General features: G+C 67.1%; 17 protein-coding genes (1 of these 17 running past the window's edge). 15 read left to right on the plus strand and 2 right to left on the minus strand.

The window, feature by feature from the left end; genetic code table 11:
• The first annotated feature begins 1 nt into the window (after position 1).
• The 14 genes from ACZ1J6_RS00540 to ACZ1J6_RS00605 all read left to right on the plus strand — a co-directional run bounded on the left by ACZ1J6_RS00540 (position 2) and on the right by ACZ1J6_RS00605 (position 15,030).
• Positions 2-1,165: an AAA family ATPase gene (locus tag ACZ1J6_RS00540; protein WP_314469171.1), complete on the plus strand. Its 1,164-nt coding sequence runs from the start codon at positions 2-4 to the stop codon at positions 1,163-1,165.
• Positions 1,162-2,547, plus strand: coding sequence for a CpaF family protein (locus ACZ1J6_RS00545; protein ID WP_134093288.1), 1,386 nt, complete (start codon positions 1,162-1,164; stop codon positions 2,545-2,547). Before ACZ1J6_RS00540 ends, ACZ1J6_RS00545 begins: the two co-directional genes overlap by 4 nt.
• The gene (locus ACZ1J6_RS00550; protein WP_465127336.1) at positions 2,541-3,443 is read left to right on the plus strand and encodes a type II secretion system F family protein; all 903 of its coding nucleotides are present in this window, start codon (positions 2,541-2,543) and stop codon (positions 3,441-3,443) included. Before ACZ1J6_RS00545 ends, ACZ1J6_RS00550 begins: the two co-directional genes overlap by 7 nt.
• A complete protein-coding gene (locus ACZ1J6_RS00555; protein ID WP_465127337.1) occupies positions 3,443-4,336 on the plus strand; it encodes a type II secretion system F family protein in 894 nt (297 codons plus the stop codon). The genes ACZ1J6_RS00550 and ACZ1J6_RS00555 overlap by 1 nt, the downstream gene beginning before the upstream one ends.
• Positions 4,336-5,106 (plus strand): tetratricopeptide repeat protein, encoded by a 771-nt coding sequence (locus tag ACZ1J6_RS00560; RefSeq protein WP_465127338.1) that lies wholly within the window; start codon positions 4,336-4,338, stop codon positions 5,104-5,106. Before ACZ1J6_RS00555 ends, ACZ1J6_RS00560 begins: the two co-directional genes overlap by 1 nt.
• Positions 5,107-5,108: 2 nt before the next feature.
• A complete protein-coding gene (locus ACZ1J6_RS00565) occupies positions 5,109-6,950 on the plus strand; it encodes a pilus assembly protein TadG-related protein (RefSeq protein WP_465127339.1) in 1,842 nt (613 codons plus the stop codon).
• A gap of 76 nt (positions 6,951-7,026) precedes the next feature.
• Positions 7,027-7,197 carry a Flp family type IVb pilin gene (locus tag ACZ1J6_RS00570; protein WP_465127340.1) on the plus strand — a complete coding sequence of 57 codons (171 nt, stop codon included), beginning with the start codon at positions 7,027-7,029 and terminating at the stop codon, positions 7,195-7,197.
• Positions 7,197-7,643: a TadE/TadG family type IV pilus assembly protein gene (locus tag ACZ1J6_RS00575; protein ID WP_465127341.1), complete on the plus strand. Its 447-nt coding sequence runs from the start codon at positions 7,197-7,199 to the stop codon at positions 7,641-7,643. The genes ACZ1J6_RS00570 and ACZ1J6_RS00575 overlap by 1 nt, the downstream gene beginning before the upstream one ends.
• Complete coding sequence (locus ACZ1J6_RS00580) at positions 7,644-8,105, plus strand: hypothetical protein (protein ID WP_132267832.1); 462 nt, start codon at positions 7,644-7,646, stop codon at positions 8,103-8,105. It abuts the gene before it with no gap.
• A 38-nt stretch (positions 8,106-8,143) separates the two neighbouring features.
• Positions 8,144-9,163: a response regulator gene (locus ACZ1J6_RS00585; RefSeq protein WP_243840876.1), complete on the plus strand. Its 1,020-nt coding sequence runs from the start codon at positions 8,144-8,146 to the stop codon at positions 9,161-9,163.
• Positions 9,164-9,382: 219 nt separating this feature from the next.
• On the plus strand, positions 9,383-10,606 hold the full coding sequence (locus tag ACZ1J6_RS00590; protein WP_465127342.1) for a GGDEF domain-containing protein: 1,224 nt from the start codon (positions 9,383-9,385) through the stop codon (positions 10,604-10,606).
• A gap of 157 nt (positions 10,607-10,763) precedes the next feature.
• Positions 10,764-11,144: a hypothetical protein gene (locus tag ACZ1J6_RS00595; RefSeq protein ID WP_134093284.1), complete on the plus strand. Its 381-nt coding sequence runs from the start codon at positions 10,764-10,766 to the stop codon at positions 11,142-11,144.
• Entirely contained in the window at positions 11,141-14,113 is a 2,973-nt protein-coding gene (locus ACZ1J6_RS00600) for a hybrid sensor histidine kinase/response regulator (protein WP_465127343.1), read from the plus strand. Before ACZ1J6_RS00595 ends, ACZ1J6_RS00600 begins: the two co-directional genes overlap by 4 nt.
• Positions 14,110-15,030, plus strand: coding sequence for a diguanylate cyclase (locus ACZ1J6_RS00605; RefSeq protein ID WP_132267839.1), 921 nt, complete (start codon positions 14,110-14,112; stop codon positions 15,028-15,030). Before ACZ1J6_RS00600 ends, ACZ1J6_RS00605 begins: the two co-directional genes overlap by 4 nt.
• Positions 15,031-15,121: 91 nt before the next feature.
• Here the strand turns inward: ACZ1J6_RS00605 and ACZ1J6_RS00610 are convergent, their stop codons facing one another.
• A complete protein-coding gene (locus ACZ1J6_RS00610; RefSeq protein WP_132267840.1) occupies positions 15,122-16,174 on the minus strand; it encodes a Leu/Phe/Val dehydrogenase in 1,053 nt (350 codons plus the stop codon).
• 136 nt (positions 16,175-16,310) lie between these two features.
• Between ACZ1J6_RS00610 and ACZ1J6_RS00615 the strand changes: the two genes are divergently transcribed.
• Positions 16,311-16,772: an Lrp/AsnC family transcriptional regulator gene (locus tag ACZ1J6_RS00615; RefSeq protein WP_132267842.1), complete on the plus strand. Its 462-nt coding sequence runs from the start codon at positions 16,311-16,313 to the stop codon at positions 16,770-16,772.
• A gap of 31 nt (positions 16,773-16,803) precedes the next feature.
• On the opposite strand, the gene ACZ1J6_RS00620 is transcribed toward ACZ1J6_RS00615, so the two are convergent.
• A protein-coding gene (locus tag ACZ1J6_RS00620; protein WP_465127344.1) for a hypothetical protein crosses the window boundary here: on the minus strand, positions 16,804-16,887 show its final stretch. Its footprint extends 708 nt past the window's final position; only the last 84 of its 792 coding nucleotides appear in the window; its start codon lies beyond the right edge, outside the window — the gene reads right to left on this strand; its stop codon occupies positions 16,804-16,806.

A 16,887-nucleotide genomic window follows, 5' to 3' on the forward strand; every position in this document is an offset into this window, starting at 1 on the left:
CATGCCCAAGATCCACCTCCTCTCCGTAGACCGCACGCTGGCCCAACGCCTGACGGACGCCATGGGCGAGCATGTCGCCGTCGAAATGGTGCAATCGCTGGAGCACAGCGATCTCGATGGCCCCGGCATCGTCGTGATCGACCATGCCTCGGTTCCGGCGGAGCGCTCGCTCTCGTCCTCGATCGGCGAAGTGGCGCAGATGGCGCCCGGCCGTGCGGTGGTGGTCGCCACCGAGGACATGTATGCCGGGCAAGTGCTGCAGGCGATCCGCGCCGGCGCGGCGGACGTGCTGCCGCGCGCGGCGGCGGGCGCGGAAATATCCGAAATCCTGACGCGGGTGATGAACACCGCGCTCACCACGCAGGGCCGACTGGGCCGCCTGACCATCGTGCTCGGCAACGACCGCGAGGCGCTGCCGATGCTGGCGACCGACATGGCGCTGGCCTGCAGCCTGGCCCAGATGCCGACGCTGCTGGTGGACTTCACCTTGCCCACCAGCACGGCCGAGGCCTATCTCGACCTCAAGGTGGACTACGGCGTGGCCTCTGCCGTCGCCGATCTCGACCGCATGGACACCAGCCTGCTTTCGGACGCCCTGGCGCGGCACGAGGCCAGCGGCCTGTCCCTGCTGACGTTCGACGGCGGCACCGGCGCGGAGCCGGCCGGTGTCGGCCCCAACGACGTGGTCGGCCTGATCCAGCTGCTGCGCGCCAATTTCGCGCAAGTGGTGGTTTCGGCAGGCAGCCTGCGCCATGGCGGCCTGCTGCGCGAACTGGCCTCCCAGGCGCAGGCCATCGAGATCGTCTGCAGCCAGTCGATCCGCGAGCTTGAAGCCTGCCGTCGCCTGCTCGACAAGATCGCGCTCGACACTGCCAGCGGCAATCGTATGCGCCTGCTGGTCTGGGACTACGATCCGCGCATCCTGCTCGACGGCCGGCGCATGGCCGACGTGCTGGGCGTGGAGGCCGTGATGGGCGTGCCGACGGACCGCGTGCGCACCGCCAATGCCCTCAATGCCGGCCGCCCGCTGATCTACGACCGGGAGAGCGGCGCTTATGGCCAGGCCGTGCGCCGCGCCTGCAACATCGCCGCTCCGGCGAAGTCCGGCGGCAGCATCGATCGCATGCGCCGGGCCATCCTGCGCTCCGTGGAGCGCAGCGCATGAGCCTCCTGACCACCGAGGAACTGCAGGAGGGCCTGGCCGCGGGTCGCCGCAAGTCCGCGGTGGCGCAGCCTTCGGCCCAGCGCATGAGCGACAGCTACCAGGCGGTCAAGGCGATCACCTGCCAGCAGGTCATAGAACAGCTGGAGACCCAGGGGATCACCGCGGAATCGCTGGACCAGCGCACGCTCCGCCACGAGATCGAACAAGTCATCAACAGCCGCAGCCGCCGCGGCCAGCTTGCCCTCAACAGTGCCGAGCGCCTCCTGCTGATCGAGGACGTGGAGGACGAAGTGGTCGGCCTCGGCCCGCTGGCACCGCTGCTGCGCGACGGTTCGATAGACGACATCATCGTCAACGGCGCTCACGCCATCTACGCCGAGCGCGGCGGCCTGCTGCAGCGCGTGGAAACGCGCTTCCGCGACGATGCCCATCTCATGAACATCATCCAGCGCATCGTCGGCCCCATCGGCCGCCGCGTGGACGAGGCGACGCCCTTCTGCGACGCCCGCCTGGCGGACGGATCGCGCGTCAACATCGTCATCCCGCCGATCGCGCTCGACGGCCCGCTGGTCTCGATCCGCAAGTTCCGCCTTCAGGCCCTGACCCTGGACGACTGCGTCGCTGGCGGCGTGATGAGCGGCCCGATGGCGACTTATCTCGCCGCTGCCGTGCGCTCGCGGCTCAACGTCCTGATCTGCGGCGGGACCGGGGCGGGCAAGTCCACCCTGCTCAACGTGCTGTCGGGCTGCATCAGCAACCACGAACGCCTCGTCACCATCGAGGACGCGGCCGAGCTGCAACTCTGCCAGGACCACGTCGTGCGGCTGGAAACCCGCCCACCCAGCGTGGATGGCAGCCGTGAGGTGAGCGCGCGAGACCTCGTGCGCAACGCGCTGCGCATGCGGCCGGACCGGATCATCCTGGGCGAAGTGCGCGGCGTGGAGGCGGTGGAGATGCTCCAGGCCATGTCCACCGGCCACGACGGGTCGATGGCGACGCTTCACGGCAATTCCCCGCGCGATGCGCTGTCGCGGCTGGAAATGCTGCTCGGCTTCGCGGGGCAGCAGAACGACGTGCGCGCGGTGCGACGTTTCGTGGCCAACAGCATCCATGTGATCGTCAACATCCAGCGCCTGGCCAGCGGCATGCGCCGCGTCACCTCGATCAGCGAAGTGACCGGAACCGAAGGCGACGCCTTCACCCTGAACGAGCTTTTCCGCTTCGAGGAGCAGCCGCCGATGTCGGGGGAGGGCACGTTCCAGACGCTCTCGCCGCGGCCTTATCATGCCGCGCGCCTCAAGGACTATCCGATGCCCGGGCTGGCGCAAGGCTCCACGGGCTCGGGCCTTGCCAGCGGCCGGGGAGCTTCGACCGCATGGTGAAGGGCGCCGCCTATCTGATCCTGGCCCTGCTGATCCTGGGCGGCGTGCTCTTCGCCCTCCTGGGCGAGCGGGCGCGCAGCCTGGCGGCCATCGACCGGCGCCTGGCCGGGCTGACCACGCCCGGCTCCGCGCCGGTGCGCTCCTCGGTGGCGATTTCGGTGCCGGAACGCATCGCGCCGCTGCTGGCGCAGGCCCAGCTGGAGATCACGGTGCAGACCGTGCGGCTGCTGGCGCTGGTCGGCCTGGGCCTGGTCTTCCTGGTGCTGGTGCTGGCCGGTTCGGCTTTCGCGCTGGGGGTACTGCTCGGGCTGCCGATGGCGGCGCTGTCCTGGCTGCGCGGCCGCGCCCGCAAGCGCGTGGACGCCCTGACCGAGGCCCTGCCGCTCTATCTCGACGGCGTGCGCCAGCTCCAGGCGGTGGGCAACTCGCTCTCGCAGGCGCTGGCCCGCGCGCTGGCGGATGCCTCTCCGGTGGTGCGCTCCTTCTTCGACACCGCCGCGCGGCGGCTGGAAATGGGCGCGCCCGTGGCCGAGACGATGCAGCAGCTGGCCGACCGCATCCAGGTTCCCGAAGTGTCGATGATCGCCGCCGCCATTCGCACCAACTTGCGCTACGGCGGCTCGATCGGCGCGGTCTTCACCAACCTGGCGCACATCCTGCGCGAGCGCCTGCGCATCCGCCGCGAACTTGTTGCCGCCACGTCGGAGGCCAAAGTCAGCTCGCGCGTGCTGATCGCCATGCCGCTCCTGGCCATGATCGGCCTCGTGCTGATGAACCCGGCCTATCTCGACTTCTTCATCTCGGATTCGCGCGGACGGTCGCTTTCCTTCCTGGCGATCGGCCTCGAAGTGGCGGGCATCCTCATCATCCGCCGCATGCTGAGGCTGGAGTTCTGATGCCGGCGCTCGGCCCCATGCTCCTCTTCGCCCTGGCGGCGGGCAGCCTCGTGCTGGTGGTTTTCGGCGTGCGGATGCTCGATGCCGACGCCCGTCTGCGCCAGCGCATAGACGGGCAGTCCGGCCGCGCCGGCGGCGCCTCCACTACTGCCCGCTTCCCGCTGCCCCGCGTGTTCGTGGTGCGCGGGCGGGACCGCGAGGAAGTGGAGCAGAAGCTGCGCAAGGCCGGTTATTTCGAGCCCGGCGCGCTGGAGGCCTTCGCCTGGCTGCGCCTGGCCGCGACGGCCGCCGTGGCGCTCGCCTCGATGCTCGCCTGCCTGGCCACCAGCGGCAATCCGCTGCGCCCCCTGTTCCCCACGCTGGCCTTGTCCGGCCTGACCTACATCGGCGCCAAGTACGCCCTGCGCATGCGTGCGGCGTCGCGCGAGCGTATTCTCACCGCCGAGTTTCCCTTCCTGCTCGATCTCATGCTGATGATGCTGGAGAGCGGCGTCTCGCTGGACCAGTGCTTCCGCGCCATCGCCCGCGAAGAGCGCGTCGCCGTGCCGCATCACGCGCGGCTGGTGGCCATGCTGGTCGAGGATCTGGACCGGGGGCAGGACTACCAGCTCGCGTTCGACCGCTGGGCCGCCCGCGTGGCCGTGACCGGCGCGCGCGAACTGGCCACGGTGTTCCGGCAGTCCCTGTTCCAGGGCATGGAGCTGGTCCCGGCGCTGCGCGAATTCATCCGCGAGTTCTCCCAGCGCCGCGTCGCCCGCGCCCGCGAGGCGATCGGCACGATCACCGTGCGCATGGTGATCCTGATGCTCGTGTTCTTCATGCCGGCGCTGTTCATCGTTCTCGCAGGCCCGCCGGTAGCCGCCATTCTCGACACTTTGGGGAGCGTCAAGTGATGATCCGTCGCCGCCTCTTTCCCGTGACCCCGGCCGCGCTTGCGCTCGCCGCTGCGGTCCTGTCGCCCGTTCCCGCCCTGCTTTCCCCCCCGCTGGCGGGCCGCGCCTTCGCCGCCGAAGCCCTTGGCGCGGAAGCGTCCGGCTCGACCCGCCAGCTCTACCTCGTGCTGATCCAGCAGGCCCGCAAGGACGGCCGCCAGCGCGCCGCGCTCGCGTTCCTCGATGATTTCGACCGGCAATATCCCGGTGACCGGGAATCGCGCATCCTGCGGATCAATTGCCTGCTCGACCTCGGCCAGAACGACCAGGCGCAGGCCGCCCTGGCGCAGATCGCCGCCTCGGACCACAGCGCCGAGGCCGAGGCCGTGCGAGGCCATGTCCTGGCCGCGCAAGGACGCTGGCCGGCGGCGGCGGAGCAATATCGCACCGCGCTGCGTGTCAGCCCGGCCGATCCGCTGGCGAGCAATGCCCTGGGCTACGCGCTTCTGCGCGGCGGAGAGGCGGGGCAGGCGGTGGAAGCGCTCAAGGCCGCGCGGGACCTGGCGCCGGGCAACGAAGTGGTGCGCAACAATCTCGCGCTAGCGCTGACCGTCGCCGGGCGCCGGGCCGAGGCCGAGGCGCTGCTCGACACCGTCCGCGATGCCGCCGCCCGGTCCACGCTGCGCGCGCAGATCGCGGAACAGGCCGCGCTTCTGCTCACCTCGGCTTCACCTTCCGCAATCCCGGCGACCCCGGTCGCAGCGCCGGCCATCGCGGCGCGGGAGAACTGACCGTGGCCCGCCTCCGTCCCTTCCCCAGACTGCGGCCCCTGCGCGAACTGAAAGGCGACGAGGGCGGCGTGATCGGGCCGATGGTGGCGGTGCTGGGCGTCTCGCTGCTGGGCGCGGCGGGGCTGGCTCTGGATGTCGGGCTCTACTACCAGGGCAACCGCGACTTGCGCGCGGCCACCGAGGCGGCGGCGCTGGCGGCCGCCATGGACCCCTACCACGCCGAAGCCCGCGCGCGCGATTACCTGACCCGCAACGGCTACGATCCCGCCGTTCTCAAGTCGGTCCAGATCGGCCGCTACTGCGCCGACATCGGCCAGGCCACCGACCAGCGCTTCGACCCGACGATGGCGCGCTGCCCTGGTAACGGCCTCGCCAACGCGGTCCGCGTGGTCACGAGCCAGGCAAGCCGCCGCTTCCTCACCGGCGTCCTGGGCGAAGCCGGCCCGATCCCCGACCTCACCGCCACCGCCTCCGCCGCCCGCATCGATGAGGCGGGAGTGAGTGTGACGTCCGATGTTCTGACAAAAGTGGTTTCGCCCGTGCTTGATCCGGTGACGGTGCCGCTGGTGGGCGTCGTCAACAATCTCCTCGGCTCGCTGCTGGGCATTCCCATCTCCCTGGGCCGGACCGACGTTCGGGGGCTCATGCAAGGCAATGTCGATGCCGGTCTGTTCTTCGACAGCCTGGCCAGGAAAGAAGGCTTCACGGGAACTTACGGCGAGCTGGTGAACAGATCGCACGGGCTGAAGGACATTGCCGAAGCCGCAGCGGATGCCGCCGCCACGCCCGAGGCCGCCGCGGCCTTGCGCGTATTCGCGCGGCAGGTCAGCAACGGCTACGTCGTGCCCTTTAACGGCATGTACAGTCTTGGCGTCTGGAAAAACATGCCAGTGGGCGAGGCCGACGACCAACCGGCGCTGCGAGCCGGGATGAACGCCTATGCACTCATCACTTATGCGGTCCAGTCGGGGCCGACCGCCATCGACCTTTCCAAGGCCGTAGGGCTGCTGGTGCCAGTCAGCACAGTCAAGATCGGCCTGGTTTCGAGCGGAGCGGGCGATCGTCCCCGGTTTGCCTTCGGACCGGCTGGAGAAGCCAAGGCCGGTACGTCTGCCTTGCGGATCGGCATCCTGATCGACTTGCCCATCAATCTCGCGGTGGCTTCGGTCAATGTGCACTTGCCGGTGATCGTGGACGTTGGCGCAGCCCAGGCCGAAGTCAGCGCAATCGACTGCTCCAATTCATCCGAACAGGCACGCGACACGCGCGTTGCCGTCCATGTGCGGTCAGGTACCGTCAACGCCTATATCGGCGACACTGCCTTCGACCCGATGGCCAAATCGTTGCCGGTGATCGGTGCGAGCGACATTCGCCAGGCCAGCATCGTCAGTGTGAATCTGCTGGGAAGCCTCGTGTCCGCCGAAGTGAAGGGACGCGCAGTGGTGCAGCCCGTCACTGGCGCAGGACCAAATGATGCGACCCTGACGTTCGGGCCGGGCGCCGGCAGTCCATCCGTGCCGACATCCGGCCAGACCATCGGCAATTCGGTTCAGCTCGGCCAGACTGTGAGCAGTCTGACGAAGAGTTTGCTCGGCTCGAATGGATTGGACGTCAACGTCAAGCTCCTGGGTACGTGCCTGATTGCCTGCGACATTCTTGAAGCGACGGGTCTGGCTACGGTGACCGGTACCGTGCTGCCGGCTGTCATCGGGCCGGTAACTGATCTGGCCGGGAACGTGATCGACCCGCTTCTGACCAACGTGCTGGCGGCACTTGGCGTCCAACTTGGCAGCGCGACCGTCTGGACTACCGGCGCGCGGTGCGGAGTGCCTGTTTTGATTTAGTTTTCATGAAGACTGCCACCGGAGTCCTCCAACCGGTTGCGGAAATTTAATCGGAGGAATTGGGGAGTATTGAGCCATGAATACCATTCGTAAGCTTTTCGCGCGTCTGATGACTGACGAACGTGGTCTGACGGCCGTAGAATATGCAGTATTGGGAGCGATTGTTGTGGGCGGAATTAGTGCTGTCGCCACTGAGTTCACTGATGGTCTCAGCGGCGCTTTCCGGTCTATGATTGCTAAGTTCTGATGCTGAAGCTTCGCATGTCAGCTAACGCTTTGCGAAGTCTGCTGAAATGCGAACGCGGAATGGCGGCGCTGGAGTTTGTGTTTCTCGCTCCGGCGCTGCTGGCCCTGGTCTTCGGGATCATCATCTACTCGATCTACTTCAGCGCGCTGATCGGCGTGCGGCAGGCTGCGGCCGAAGGGGCGCGGGCTGCCGTTGCCGGGCTTTCCACCAGCGAGCGCGTCGATCTGGCGCAGAAGCGGGCGAAGCAGGTTGTCGATGGCTATGGCCGCATTCTCGGCAGCGGCACGTCCGCTGTAATAACCGCTTCATCGGATGGAGTGGGTGCGTTCAAGGTCAAAGTCAGCTATGACATGAGCGGCAGTCCAATAATGAAATACGGGAACTTCGTTCCCTTGCCATCGTCGAACGTAGAAGCAAGCGTCGTCGTGACAAATGGGGGATATTGAATGGCTGGTCTGAGTTATTTCAATCTGGCCTTGCTGATAATCTTGCTTCTCCCGGCGGTGATTTTGCCTTGGGAGGGGCGAAGGCCACCTGATCTTCTCTATGTTGTTATCGCTATCGGCGGCCTCAGCTTCGCTGCGCTGAAAGGCGGCGCGCCCGCGCTTGCCTGGGCGATGGCGGCGGGCGCCGGGTGTCTGATACTGGTGGCCGGCAGTGTCGCCGCCCTGCGCGCGGGCATGGGGCTGAGGGTGCTCACGGGCAGCCAGATCAAGCTTCTTGCCGCCGGGGCTACCTGGCTCGGTCTGGTCGGCGCACTGACCATGATCGCGATCACAGCCATGACGCTGCTCGTACTGGCAAGCGCACAGCAATTCCGCACCGCCGCGCGCCGTCCCGACTCGGGGGCGATCGTGGCTGTCGCCATCTTCTGCGTGGGCCTTCAGCAGGTTCTGCCGTCAATCTGAAAGGGGCAACCGTCGCTCAGGCGAGGTTGGATGTGCCGATGAACGTAATGAATCCCAGCTGGCGGTCCCGCCTAGGAGCCATGCTCAACCCGGCCCAGCCCCACGGGGCGGCGGACGAGGATGCCGTCGGCGATGAAACGATGCGGCCCGAGCCGGTTCTCATCGTCGACGACGATGAGGATTTCGGCAGCGAATGCGCCTTCAGCCTGCGGCTCATGGGCTATGACCCGATCGTCGCCACGAGCGCGGAAGAGGCCATGGCCCTGTTCGAGAGCAACGAGATTTCGATCGCCATCGTCGACTACAACATGCCCGGGCAGGACGGCATCGCGCTGATCCACGCCCTGGGCCAGAATGCCGAGGCGCGGGGCCTGCGCCTTCAGTTCATCATGGCCACGGGCTATGCCAGCAAGGATGTCGCCATCGACGCCATGCGGGCATCGGCGGTGGATTTCCTTGAAAAGCCGATCAACCAGTCTGACTTGCGCCAGGCCCTGCAGCGCATCAAGGGCCTGCGCCAGACGCCCGACGCGCGTGAATCGCTGCTCGGCAAGATGTCCAGTCTCAGCACCGAACTGCAGCGGCTGGCGATGCTGATGGACGATCCCGGCGCGCAGCCGCAGATCCGCGCGGGAGATCTGGTGCGCGAGCCGGAGCCTGTCGTCAGGGTTCCGCTTTCCGAAATCCCGGCGATCCCCGAGGCCGGACAGCTTACCGACTTCATCCGCGAACTCCTGCGCAAGGAAATGAAACGCCGCGAGATCGGCGGCGGAGAATTGTTCGGCGATCCGGCCTGGGAAATGCTGCTCGATCTGCTGCTCGCCAAGATCGAGGGGCGGCGCGTTTCCGTTTCCAGCGCCTGCATCGCCTCCGGCGCGCCGATGAGCACGGCGCTGCGGCTGGTGCGCCGGCTGGTCGGCGAAAGCGTGCTTTGCCGCCTGCCCGACGAACACGACCGGCGCCGGCACTTCCTGATCATCAACCCGAAGTTCGAAGGCCCCTTGCTGGAGTACCTAACCGAGCAATTGCGCCAGCGCGCAAAATCGGGCGTGAAGTGACGGCCTGAGGATCGAAAGCTCGCATCGGAGGTTGAAGGGAGCGGCTGCACACGGCCGCTCCGCGCAAGTCGAGAAAAAGCAGATCTTCGGAACCGGAGACCAGGGAGCGACCACCGCAAACGATTCATGCGGCCGGTGGAACGGTTTGTTTACGAACAACCGTTAACCAAGCGCCATCCTTCCCGACGCGAAGTTCCCATGACCATAGATCCGCGCACAATGCTGTTCATGACGAATGCCGTGGCCTTCGTGGCTTCGGCGTTTCTGCTGTTCGAATGGCACCTGCTGCGCGAACGGTCGCTGGCTTACTGGAGCGCCGGATTCGCCGCGATCGTCCTGGGCTGCGCGATCACCCCCCTGCGCGAGGCGGGCTTTTTCGTCGCCGGGGTCTGGCTGGCCAACGGCCTGCTGGTGACGGCGCATCTGGCGTTTCTCTACGGCACGGCCGCGTTTCTCGGCCGCCGGGTGTCGCCGGGCTGGTGCCTGACGCTGCCGGTCTGGGGGCTGATGCTGGCGATCCCCGACGATGCCTCGCGCACGCAAGTGCTCTCGATGATGAACGCCTTGCTGGTGGCTGTGCTCTCGCTGAAATCGGGGCACATGCTGGGCGGCCTGCGCCAGCACCGCAATCCCGATTCCGCGCTTCTGGCGTTCGCATTCCTGGCCCACGGCGGCTTCTACTTGTTCAAGACGCTGACGGCCTTCGTCCCCGGCGCTTTCGTCAACCTCTTCCACTACACCGGCCTGATGATCTCGGTCTCGCTGTTCGAGGGGATCATGATGGAAGTGGCGCTGGCGCTGTCGATCGTCGGCGCGCTGCGGCGTCGGCGCGAGCGCAGCATCGTCCGCCTGGCCGAGCACGACCCGCTGACCGGCCTGCTCAACCGCCGCGGGTTCGACGTGCGCGCCCGCGCGGCACTGGAGGAGGAGGGCGCTCCGGCAGCGCTGCTCCTGCTGGATATCGATCACTTCAAGTCGATCAACGATGGTTACGGTCACCCCGAAGGCGACCGCCTGCTGGTGGCCTTGGGCGTGTTCCTCAATTCCACCCTGCCGGGGCACGCGATCTGGGCGCGCCTGGGCGGCGATGAATTCGCCATCCTGCTGCCTCGCACCGATTCCTTCGCGGCGCAGAGCTTGGCCAAGGCGCTCTGCCGCGGCTTTGCCAGCGTCGGTGGTGGACGCGGGAACGGCGGTACGCTCAGCATCGGCTGCGCGACCCAGTCGGCCGGCGCGATCGACCTTGAGACGCTGTTCGGGGTGGCGGACCGCGCGCTTTACGATGCCAAACGTCAGGGCCGAAACCGGCCCAGCCACCGCGAGGTCGGCGCCGAATCGGTAGCGCCCCCGGCGCCGCGCGACCGCGCCTTTCGCAGTGCCATCCCCCTTGTGACGCTTCCGGTCGACGCGTCCCGGCCCCGAGAAATCGTTCCTACACGGTAAAGTATCGTTTCCTTTGAGTGCGACAATCGAATGCAGCATTCGGTTGATCGCGAATAGGCAAAGGCGACTTGAGAAACATTTACGAAAACAATACCTGATGCGCTTAAGCTATCGCTTTGACCCGGGGGGGACAAACTTGCGATCGAGCTACGTTGAAGTGCGAAGTCAGGATGTCCATGACACGGCGCGGCCGTTCAAGTTGGAAGGCGAGGCTTTTCGAGTCCGCGATCTGTTGCCCGCCCTCTCTCTGCTGGGCGCGGGGCTGCTGGCCTTGCTCGTGGCCTCGATCTGGAGCGACGCCACTGACGACAAGTTCGTGGTGATAACGCCGCCCGGCTGGTCGCAGGGACGGACCGTGGCACTGGTTCGCGGCATGGACGGCACGCTGGTCCGCACCGGAAACTTCGCCAACGTGGTCTTTGCCGCTTCGGCCGATCCTGCCTTTGCGGCCAGGGCCCGCGCCGCCGGCGCTTGGCTGGTGGCGCCTGCGCCGCTCGCGGCCGGATGCACCGATTCCAGCCTGGAGCCCGTGCTGTGAACGCCGCTGTCGACAGGCTGCGCAACCAGTTCGGCCATATCCTGGTCCCGCTGCTCTGGGGCCATGTCCTCATTCAGGCTGCTGTCGCCCAGACGCTGAGCACTTCGGGGAGCTGGTCGGCGCTGCGGGCCGGGATCGCGGCCGCGATCGTCGCCGCCGCCTATCATGTCACCTGGCGGCGGTTCGGCACGGCGCCGGCCACGCGCTATCTCTCGGCCGTGGCGCTCATGGCGGAACCGGCCATGCTGCTGTTCCTGCTGCGCGGGCATCCGTGGCAGATGGACATGCACATGTACTTCTTCGCAATGCTGGCGCTGACGATCGCCTGGCTGGACCGGGAAGCGATCCTGGTGGCCGCGGCCGCCATCGCCGCGCATCACGTCGTATTGCTCTATCTCCTGCCCTATGCGGTGTTCCCGGGGGCGGGCAACCTGGAGCGGGTGGCGCTCCATGCCACGATCGTCGCTTTCCAGACCGGCGTGCTGGTCTGGCTGAACAACATGCTCCACGCCAGTTTCGATCGCAGCGCGCGCATGAGCGAGGAAATCGTCGCCAAGAACGCCGCGCTGGAGGAACGCACGCGCGAGGCCGAAGAGGCGACCCGCGCCAAGTCGATGTTCCTGGCCAATATGAGCCACGAGATCCGCACGCCGATGAACGCGATCCTGGGCTTCTGCCATCTGGTATCGCGCACCGAACTGGACGAGCGCCAGCGCGGTTATGTCGAGCGGATCAGCAGTGCCGGTGCATCCTTGCTGCGGCTGATCAACGACATTCTGGACTATTCGAAGAACGAGGCCGGCAAGCTCACTCTGGAATCACGGCCTTTTGACCTTCGCGCCGCGATTGCCGGGCAAGTGCAGCTGCTCTCGGTGGAGGCGGCGGCGAAGGGCGTGCAGATCGTGCCGCAGATCGATCACCGCCTGCCCGTCAGCGTGGTGGGAGACGAACTCCGCTTCTCGCAAGTGGTGCTCAACCTGCTGAGCAATGCGGTCAAGTTCTCCGATCGGGGCGCGGTGACCATCGGCCTCGACTTGCTCTCGGCCGGGGATCAGGCGCTGGAAGTGACGCTTTCGGTGCGCGACCACGGCATCGGCATGAGCGCGGAGCAGCAGGCCAGCCTGTTCCGCTCCTTCTCGCAAGGGGACAATTCCACCACCCGCCGCTTCGGCGGCACCGGGCTGGGCCTGGCCATCTGCCGCCAGATCGTGGAGCAGATGGGCGGCGGCATCCGCGTGGACAGCGCTCCCGGGCAGGGCAGCACTTTCACCTGCCGGATGCGCTTCGCCGCGCGCAAGGCGCTGGGCGAGGGTGCCGTTCCCGCGCCGCATATCCGCGGGCTGCGGGTGCTCGCGGCCGATGACAACGCGGCGGCGCGGCATCTGGTGGAGGAGATCTTCGAAGGCTGGGACATGGGCGTGGACCTTGTCGCTTCGGGCGAGGAAGCCGTTTCCGCCTTCGGCAGCGCGGCCGGGCGCGACCAGGCCTACGATCTCGTCCTGCTCGACTGGAAGATGCCCGGCATGGACGGCATGGAGGCCGTGCGCGAGCTTCGCCGCATGCAGCACGGCGCGCCGTCTCCGGTGACGCTGATCGTCACGGCGTATTCCGTGGACGAAATGGCCGCCGAAGCGGGCGAGGCGGGAGTCTCCGCCTTCCTGACCAAGCCGATCGAGCCCCATGCCCTGCTGGAGACCATCACCTCGCTCTTTGCCGAAGCCGCCATCGAGCATGGGCCGGGCCGCGCCGCGCCGCATCGGCGCCGGGGCAGTCCCAGCCTGGCGCCGCCCCCGGTCGAGACGCTGGGCGCCGAAGTGGAAGGCAAAGTCGATCCCCGCCTGCGCGGCCTGCGGGTGCTGCTGGTCGAGGATAACGAGATCAACCGCGAGATCGCGACCGAACTGCTGACTCATGCCGGTCTTGTCGTGGACTGCGCCGAGAACGGGCGGGTCGCCTGCGACAAGGTGGCCCAGAACGGCAGGGCCTATGCCGGCGTGCTCATGGACGTGCAGATGCCGGAAATGGACGGGATCGAGGCCACGGCGGTCATCCGCCGCGCCTGGCCCGCAGAGGAACTGCCGGTCATCGCCATCACCGCCCATGCTTTCGATGCCGAGCGGCAACGCTGCCTGGACGTGGGCATGAACGACCATGTCGCCAAGCCGGTCGATCCGGCTCAGCTGATCCGCACGCTCAATCGCTGGCTGAAGCCCGCGCGCGAAGGCATCGCGCCTGCTGCGAGCGCGGTGGCGGAGAAGCCGGTGGGAACGGACGCGGGAGAAACCGCGAAAGCGTGCGCGGCCATGACCGACCTGCCCGACCGGCTCGGCCCCTTCGGCATTGCCGAGGCGCTGAAGCGCGTGAACGGCAAGGCGTCTCTGCTCCGCAAGCTGATCGTCAGTTTCGCGGGGACTTACGCCGATGCCGCGCAGGACATCCGGCAGCGGATCGCGGCGGGGCAAGTTGCCGATGCCCGGCGCGTGGCCCATAGCCTCAAGGGCGTGGCAGGATCGCTGGAACTGCGCGAGCTTCAGGCCTGTGCCGCCGATGTCGAACACTGGCTGGCGCGCCACGATCTGGCACCGGCCGCTGCCGCGCTGGCGGCGCTCGAACCGGAACTGGCCAGGGCCGTCGCCGCGGCGCGGTCGCTGGCAGAAACGCCCGCGATCAATCCCGTCGTACCGATCGCCGATGTCGATCCCGGCGCCGCGCGCACCGGCAACCTGGCCGACGGGCGCGAGGATCTGCGCGCCCTGCTGCGGCGCCGCAGCCTGAGCGCACGCGGCGCCTTCGACCGGCTGGCGCGCGATATGGGCCTCACTGAAGCCGAACGCGCCGCTCACCCCCTGCACGAGGCTTTGCAGCGGCTGGACTATGCCACTGCCCTGGCTCTGCTGGACGAATTGCCGGGCGCTCCGCAAGGTAACCCGGCCCCTGAAGGCCCCGTCTCTCAAGGAATCCCTTCGTGACCAAAGCGACCATTCTCGTCGTCGATGACGATGTGGCGAATATCGAGATCATGAACGCCGTGCTCGAAGACGACTACGACGTCTGCTTCGCCACCACCGGCGAAGAAGCGATCGAGACGGCGCGGTCGGTCGATCCCGACCTGATCCTGCTCGACGTGATGCTGCCGGGCCTCGACGGTTTCGAGGTCTGCCGCCAGCTCAAGACGGATCCCGTCATGGCGGACGTGCCGGTGATCTTCATGACCGGCCTTGGCGATGCCGAGGACGAGATGCGCGGCCTGTCGCTGGGCGCGATCGACTATGTGGCCAAGCCGATCCAGCCCGCCGTCCTGCGCGCGCGGGTGAGCAACCATGTCGAGCTGAAGCGCCTGCGCGACAAGCTGGCCGAACTGGCGGTAACCGACGCGCTCACCGGCCTCAGCAACCGCCGCCAACTGGAACGGACGCTGGAAGGCGAGTGGGTGCGGTTGTGCCGGACCGGGGACTGGCTCTCGGTCATCATGCTGGACATCGATTTCTTCAAGCAGTTCAACGACACGTATGGCCATGTCGCGGGGGATCGCTGCATCGTCATGATCGCCGCCTCGCTCAACCGCGCCCTGCGGCGGATGACGGCGGTGACGGCGCGCTATGGCGGTGAAGAATTCGTCTGCATCCTGCCGGGCGCCGATCCGGTTACGGCGATGCAGGTGGCGGAAGAGATCCGGCGGCAGATCAATGCCCTGCAGATCCCGCATGAAACGTCGAACGTCAGTCCTTGCGTCACGGTCAGCGTCGGCGTCGCCAGCGCGCGCTGCACGGGCGACACTTCGCCCGAACGCTGGATCGCCGAGGCCGACAAGCAGCTCTACCTCAGCAAGGTGAGCGGGCGGGACCGGATCGTCGCCACCGAATTCGAAGTGCCCTGTTTGGGCTGAAGGGGGCCTGGGCTGAAGGGGGCCGGACGACAGCGTATAGGGAGAACGTCGTCCCGGGTCAGACCCGGGACGACGGATTTTCCGGAAGCTGTCAGGCCGGTTCGGCGACGCGTTCCTGCATCAGGCGTTCCGCGGTGCGATCGGCCACGGTCGAAGGGGCGAGGCCCTGCCTTGCGGCTTCGTCCAAAACGGCGGCGACGCGCGGGCCGATCTGAAGAACGCGCTCGCGCACTTCGTCCGCGCTCTCGCGCAAGTATTCGGCCGCCACGTTGATGATCCCGCCGGCATTGGCGACATAGTCGGGCACGTAAGTCACGCCGCGCTCGAGCAGGCGCGCGGCCATGTCCTCGCTGGCGAGCTGGTTGTTGGCCGCGCCGCAGACCAGCTGGGCCTTGAGCGCGTCCACCGTGGCCTCATCGAGCGCGCCGCCGAGCGCGCAAGGGGCGAAGACGTCGGCCGCAACCCCGGCGATCTCGTGGATGGGGACCACGCGGGCGCCATGGCGTTCCGCCATGCGTGCGCAGCGCGCGGGGTCGATGTCGGCCACGATCAGTTCGGCACCGGCCTCGGCCAGCAGATCGCACAAGTGCGCGCCGACATTGCCGACGCCCAGCACCGAGACGGTCATGCTCGAAAGCCCGCTGCCGGACCGAAGCGCGACGGCCGCGCGCATCGCTTCGAACACGCCCAGCGCAGTCCAGGGCGAGGGATCGCCGCCGGCGCGGCCGGGCAGGGCGGTGCGGCCCGCGACATGGTCGGTATAACGGGCGACCGCTTCCATGTCGGCCACGGAAGTGCCGACGTCCTCGGCCGTCACGTAACGACCTTCAAGCCGCGCGACGGCCTGGCCGAAAGCCTCGAACAGAGCGGCGCGATCGAAATCGCCGGCCGGGCGGCGCAATACGGCCTTGCCGCCGCCGAAGGGCAGTTCGGCCATGGCGTTCTTGTAGCTCATCCCTTCGGCCAGACGCACGGCATCGGCCATGGCGGCGCTTTCGTCGGGGTAGGTCCAGAAGCGGCATCCGCCGGCGGCCGGGCCGCGTGCGGTCGAGTGAATGGCGATCACCCCGTCGAGACCGGCTGCTTCGTCGTAGAGACGGACATATTCCATCGGCGGCGTCATGCGGCTGGCGCGGGCGACCATTTTCGAACTCCAGTCAGGATGGCGTGATTGCCGCCTGCCTTATGACAGTTCCGTGGAGGGCATTCTCTCCTCATTCCGGGCCGATCGGGCTGATTGAGAGCAAGACTGACCTCATAAATGCTGATATGAGGAAGAAATGACCGATCTTGATCCCTACGAGCGGAAGATTCTCCGCGAACTCCAGCGCGACGCGAGTCAGACCACGGCCCAGATCGCGGAACGGGTTGGCCTGTCATCCTCCCCGTGCTGGCGCCGCATCGACCGGCTGGAACGCGAAGGCTTCATCAAGCGCCGGGTTGCCCTGGTAGATCGCAAGAAAGTGGGGCTGGACGCGCATGTCTTTGCGCAAGTGAAGCTCAATGCCCATGGCCGCGCGAACCTGGACGAATTCTCGGCCAAGATTCGCGAATTTCCCGAGGTGCTGGACTGTTATGTGCTGATGGGCTCGATCGACTTCCTGATCCGCGTCGTCGCTGCCGACATCGAGGCTTACGAGAAGTTCTTTTTCGAGAAGCTCTCCCAGTTGCCGGGGGTGCAGGAACTCAACTCGATCGTCGCGCTCTCGGAAATCAAGGCGACGACGGAACTGCCGATCTGAAGGCGGCCGGTTCCGGGAGCGCTTGCGCGTCTCAGTCCTCCAGCTTGCGAATGCGGTTGTAGAGCGCGCTGCCCTGTTCGCTCGGTTCGATGGCCCAGCTTCGCCTCGCGCATTG

The organism is Novosphingobium sp. BL-S-21, from assembly GCF_055521655.1.

Excerpts from the sequence above, each read along its gene's own strand:
- ACZ1J6_RS00540 (WP_314469171.1), top strand. The coding sequence starts at position 2 with ATGCCCAAGATCCACCTCCTCTCCGTAGACCGCACGCTGGCCCAACGC.
- ACZ1J6_RS00545 (WP_134093288.1), top strand. The coding sequence starts at position 1,162 with ATGAGCCTCCTGACCACCGAGGAACTGCAGGAGGGCCTGGCCGCGGGT.
- ACZ1J6_RS00550 (WP_465127336.1), top strand. The coding sequence starts at position 2,541 with ATGGTGAAGGGCGCCGCCTATCTGATCCTGGCCCTGCTGATCCTGGGC.
- ACZ1J6_RS00555 (WP_465127337.1), top strand. The coding sequence starts at position 3,443 with ATGCCGGCGCTCGGCCCCATGCTCCTCTTCGCCCTGGCGGCGGGCAGC.
- ACZ1J6_RS00560 (WP_465127338.1), top strand. The coding sequence starts at position 4,336 with ATGATCCGTCGCCGCCTCTTTCCCGTGACCCCGGCCGCGCTTGCGCTC.
- ACZ1J6_RS00570 (WP_465127340.1), top strand. The coding sequence starts at position 7,027 with ATGAATACCATTCGTAAGCTTTTCGCGCGTCTGATGACTGACGAACGT.
- ACZ1J6_RS00575 (WP_465127341.1), top strand. The coding sequence starts at position 7,197 with ATGCTGAAGCTTCGCATGTCAGCTAACGCTTTGCGAAGTCTGCTGAAA.
- ACZ1J6_RS00580 (WP_132267832.1), top strand. The coding sequence starts at position 7,644 with ATGGCTGGTCTGAGTTATTTCAATCTGGCCTTGCTGATAATCTTGCTT.
- ACZ1J6_RS00585 (WP_243840876.1), top strand. The coding sequence starts at position 8,144 with ATGAACGTAATGAATCCCAGCTGGCGGTCCCGCCTAGGAGCCATGCTC.
- ACZ1J6_RS00590 (WP_465127342.1), top strand. The coding sequence starts at position 9,383 with ATGCTGTTCATGACGAATGCCGTGGCCTTCGTGGCTTCGGCGTTTCTG.
- ACZ1J6_RS00610 (WP_132267840.1), bottom strand. The coding sequence starts at position 16,174 with ATGGTCGCCCGCGCCAGCCGCATGACGCCGCCGATGGAATATGTCCGT.
- ACZ1J6_RS00615 (WP_132267842.1), top strand. The coding sequence starts at position 16,311 with ATGACCGATCTTGATCCCTACGAGCGGAAGATTCTCCGCGAACTCCAG.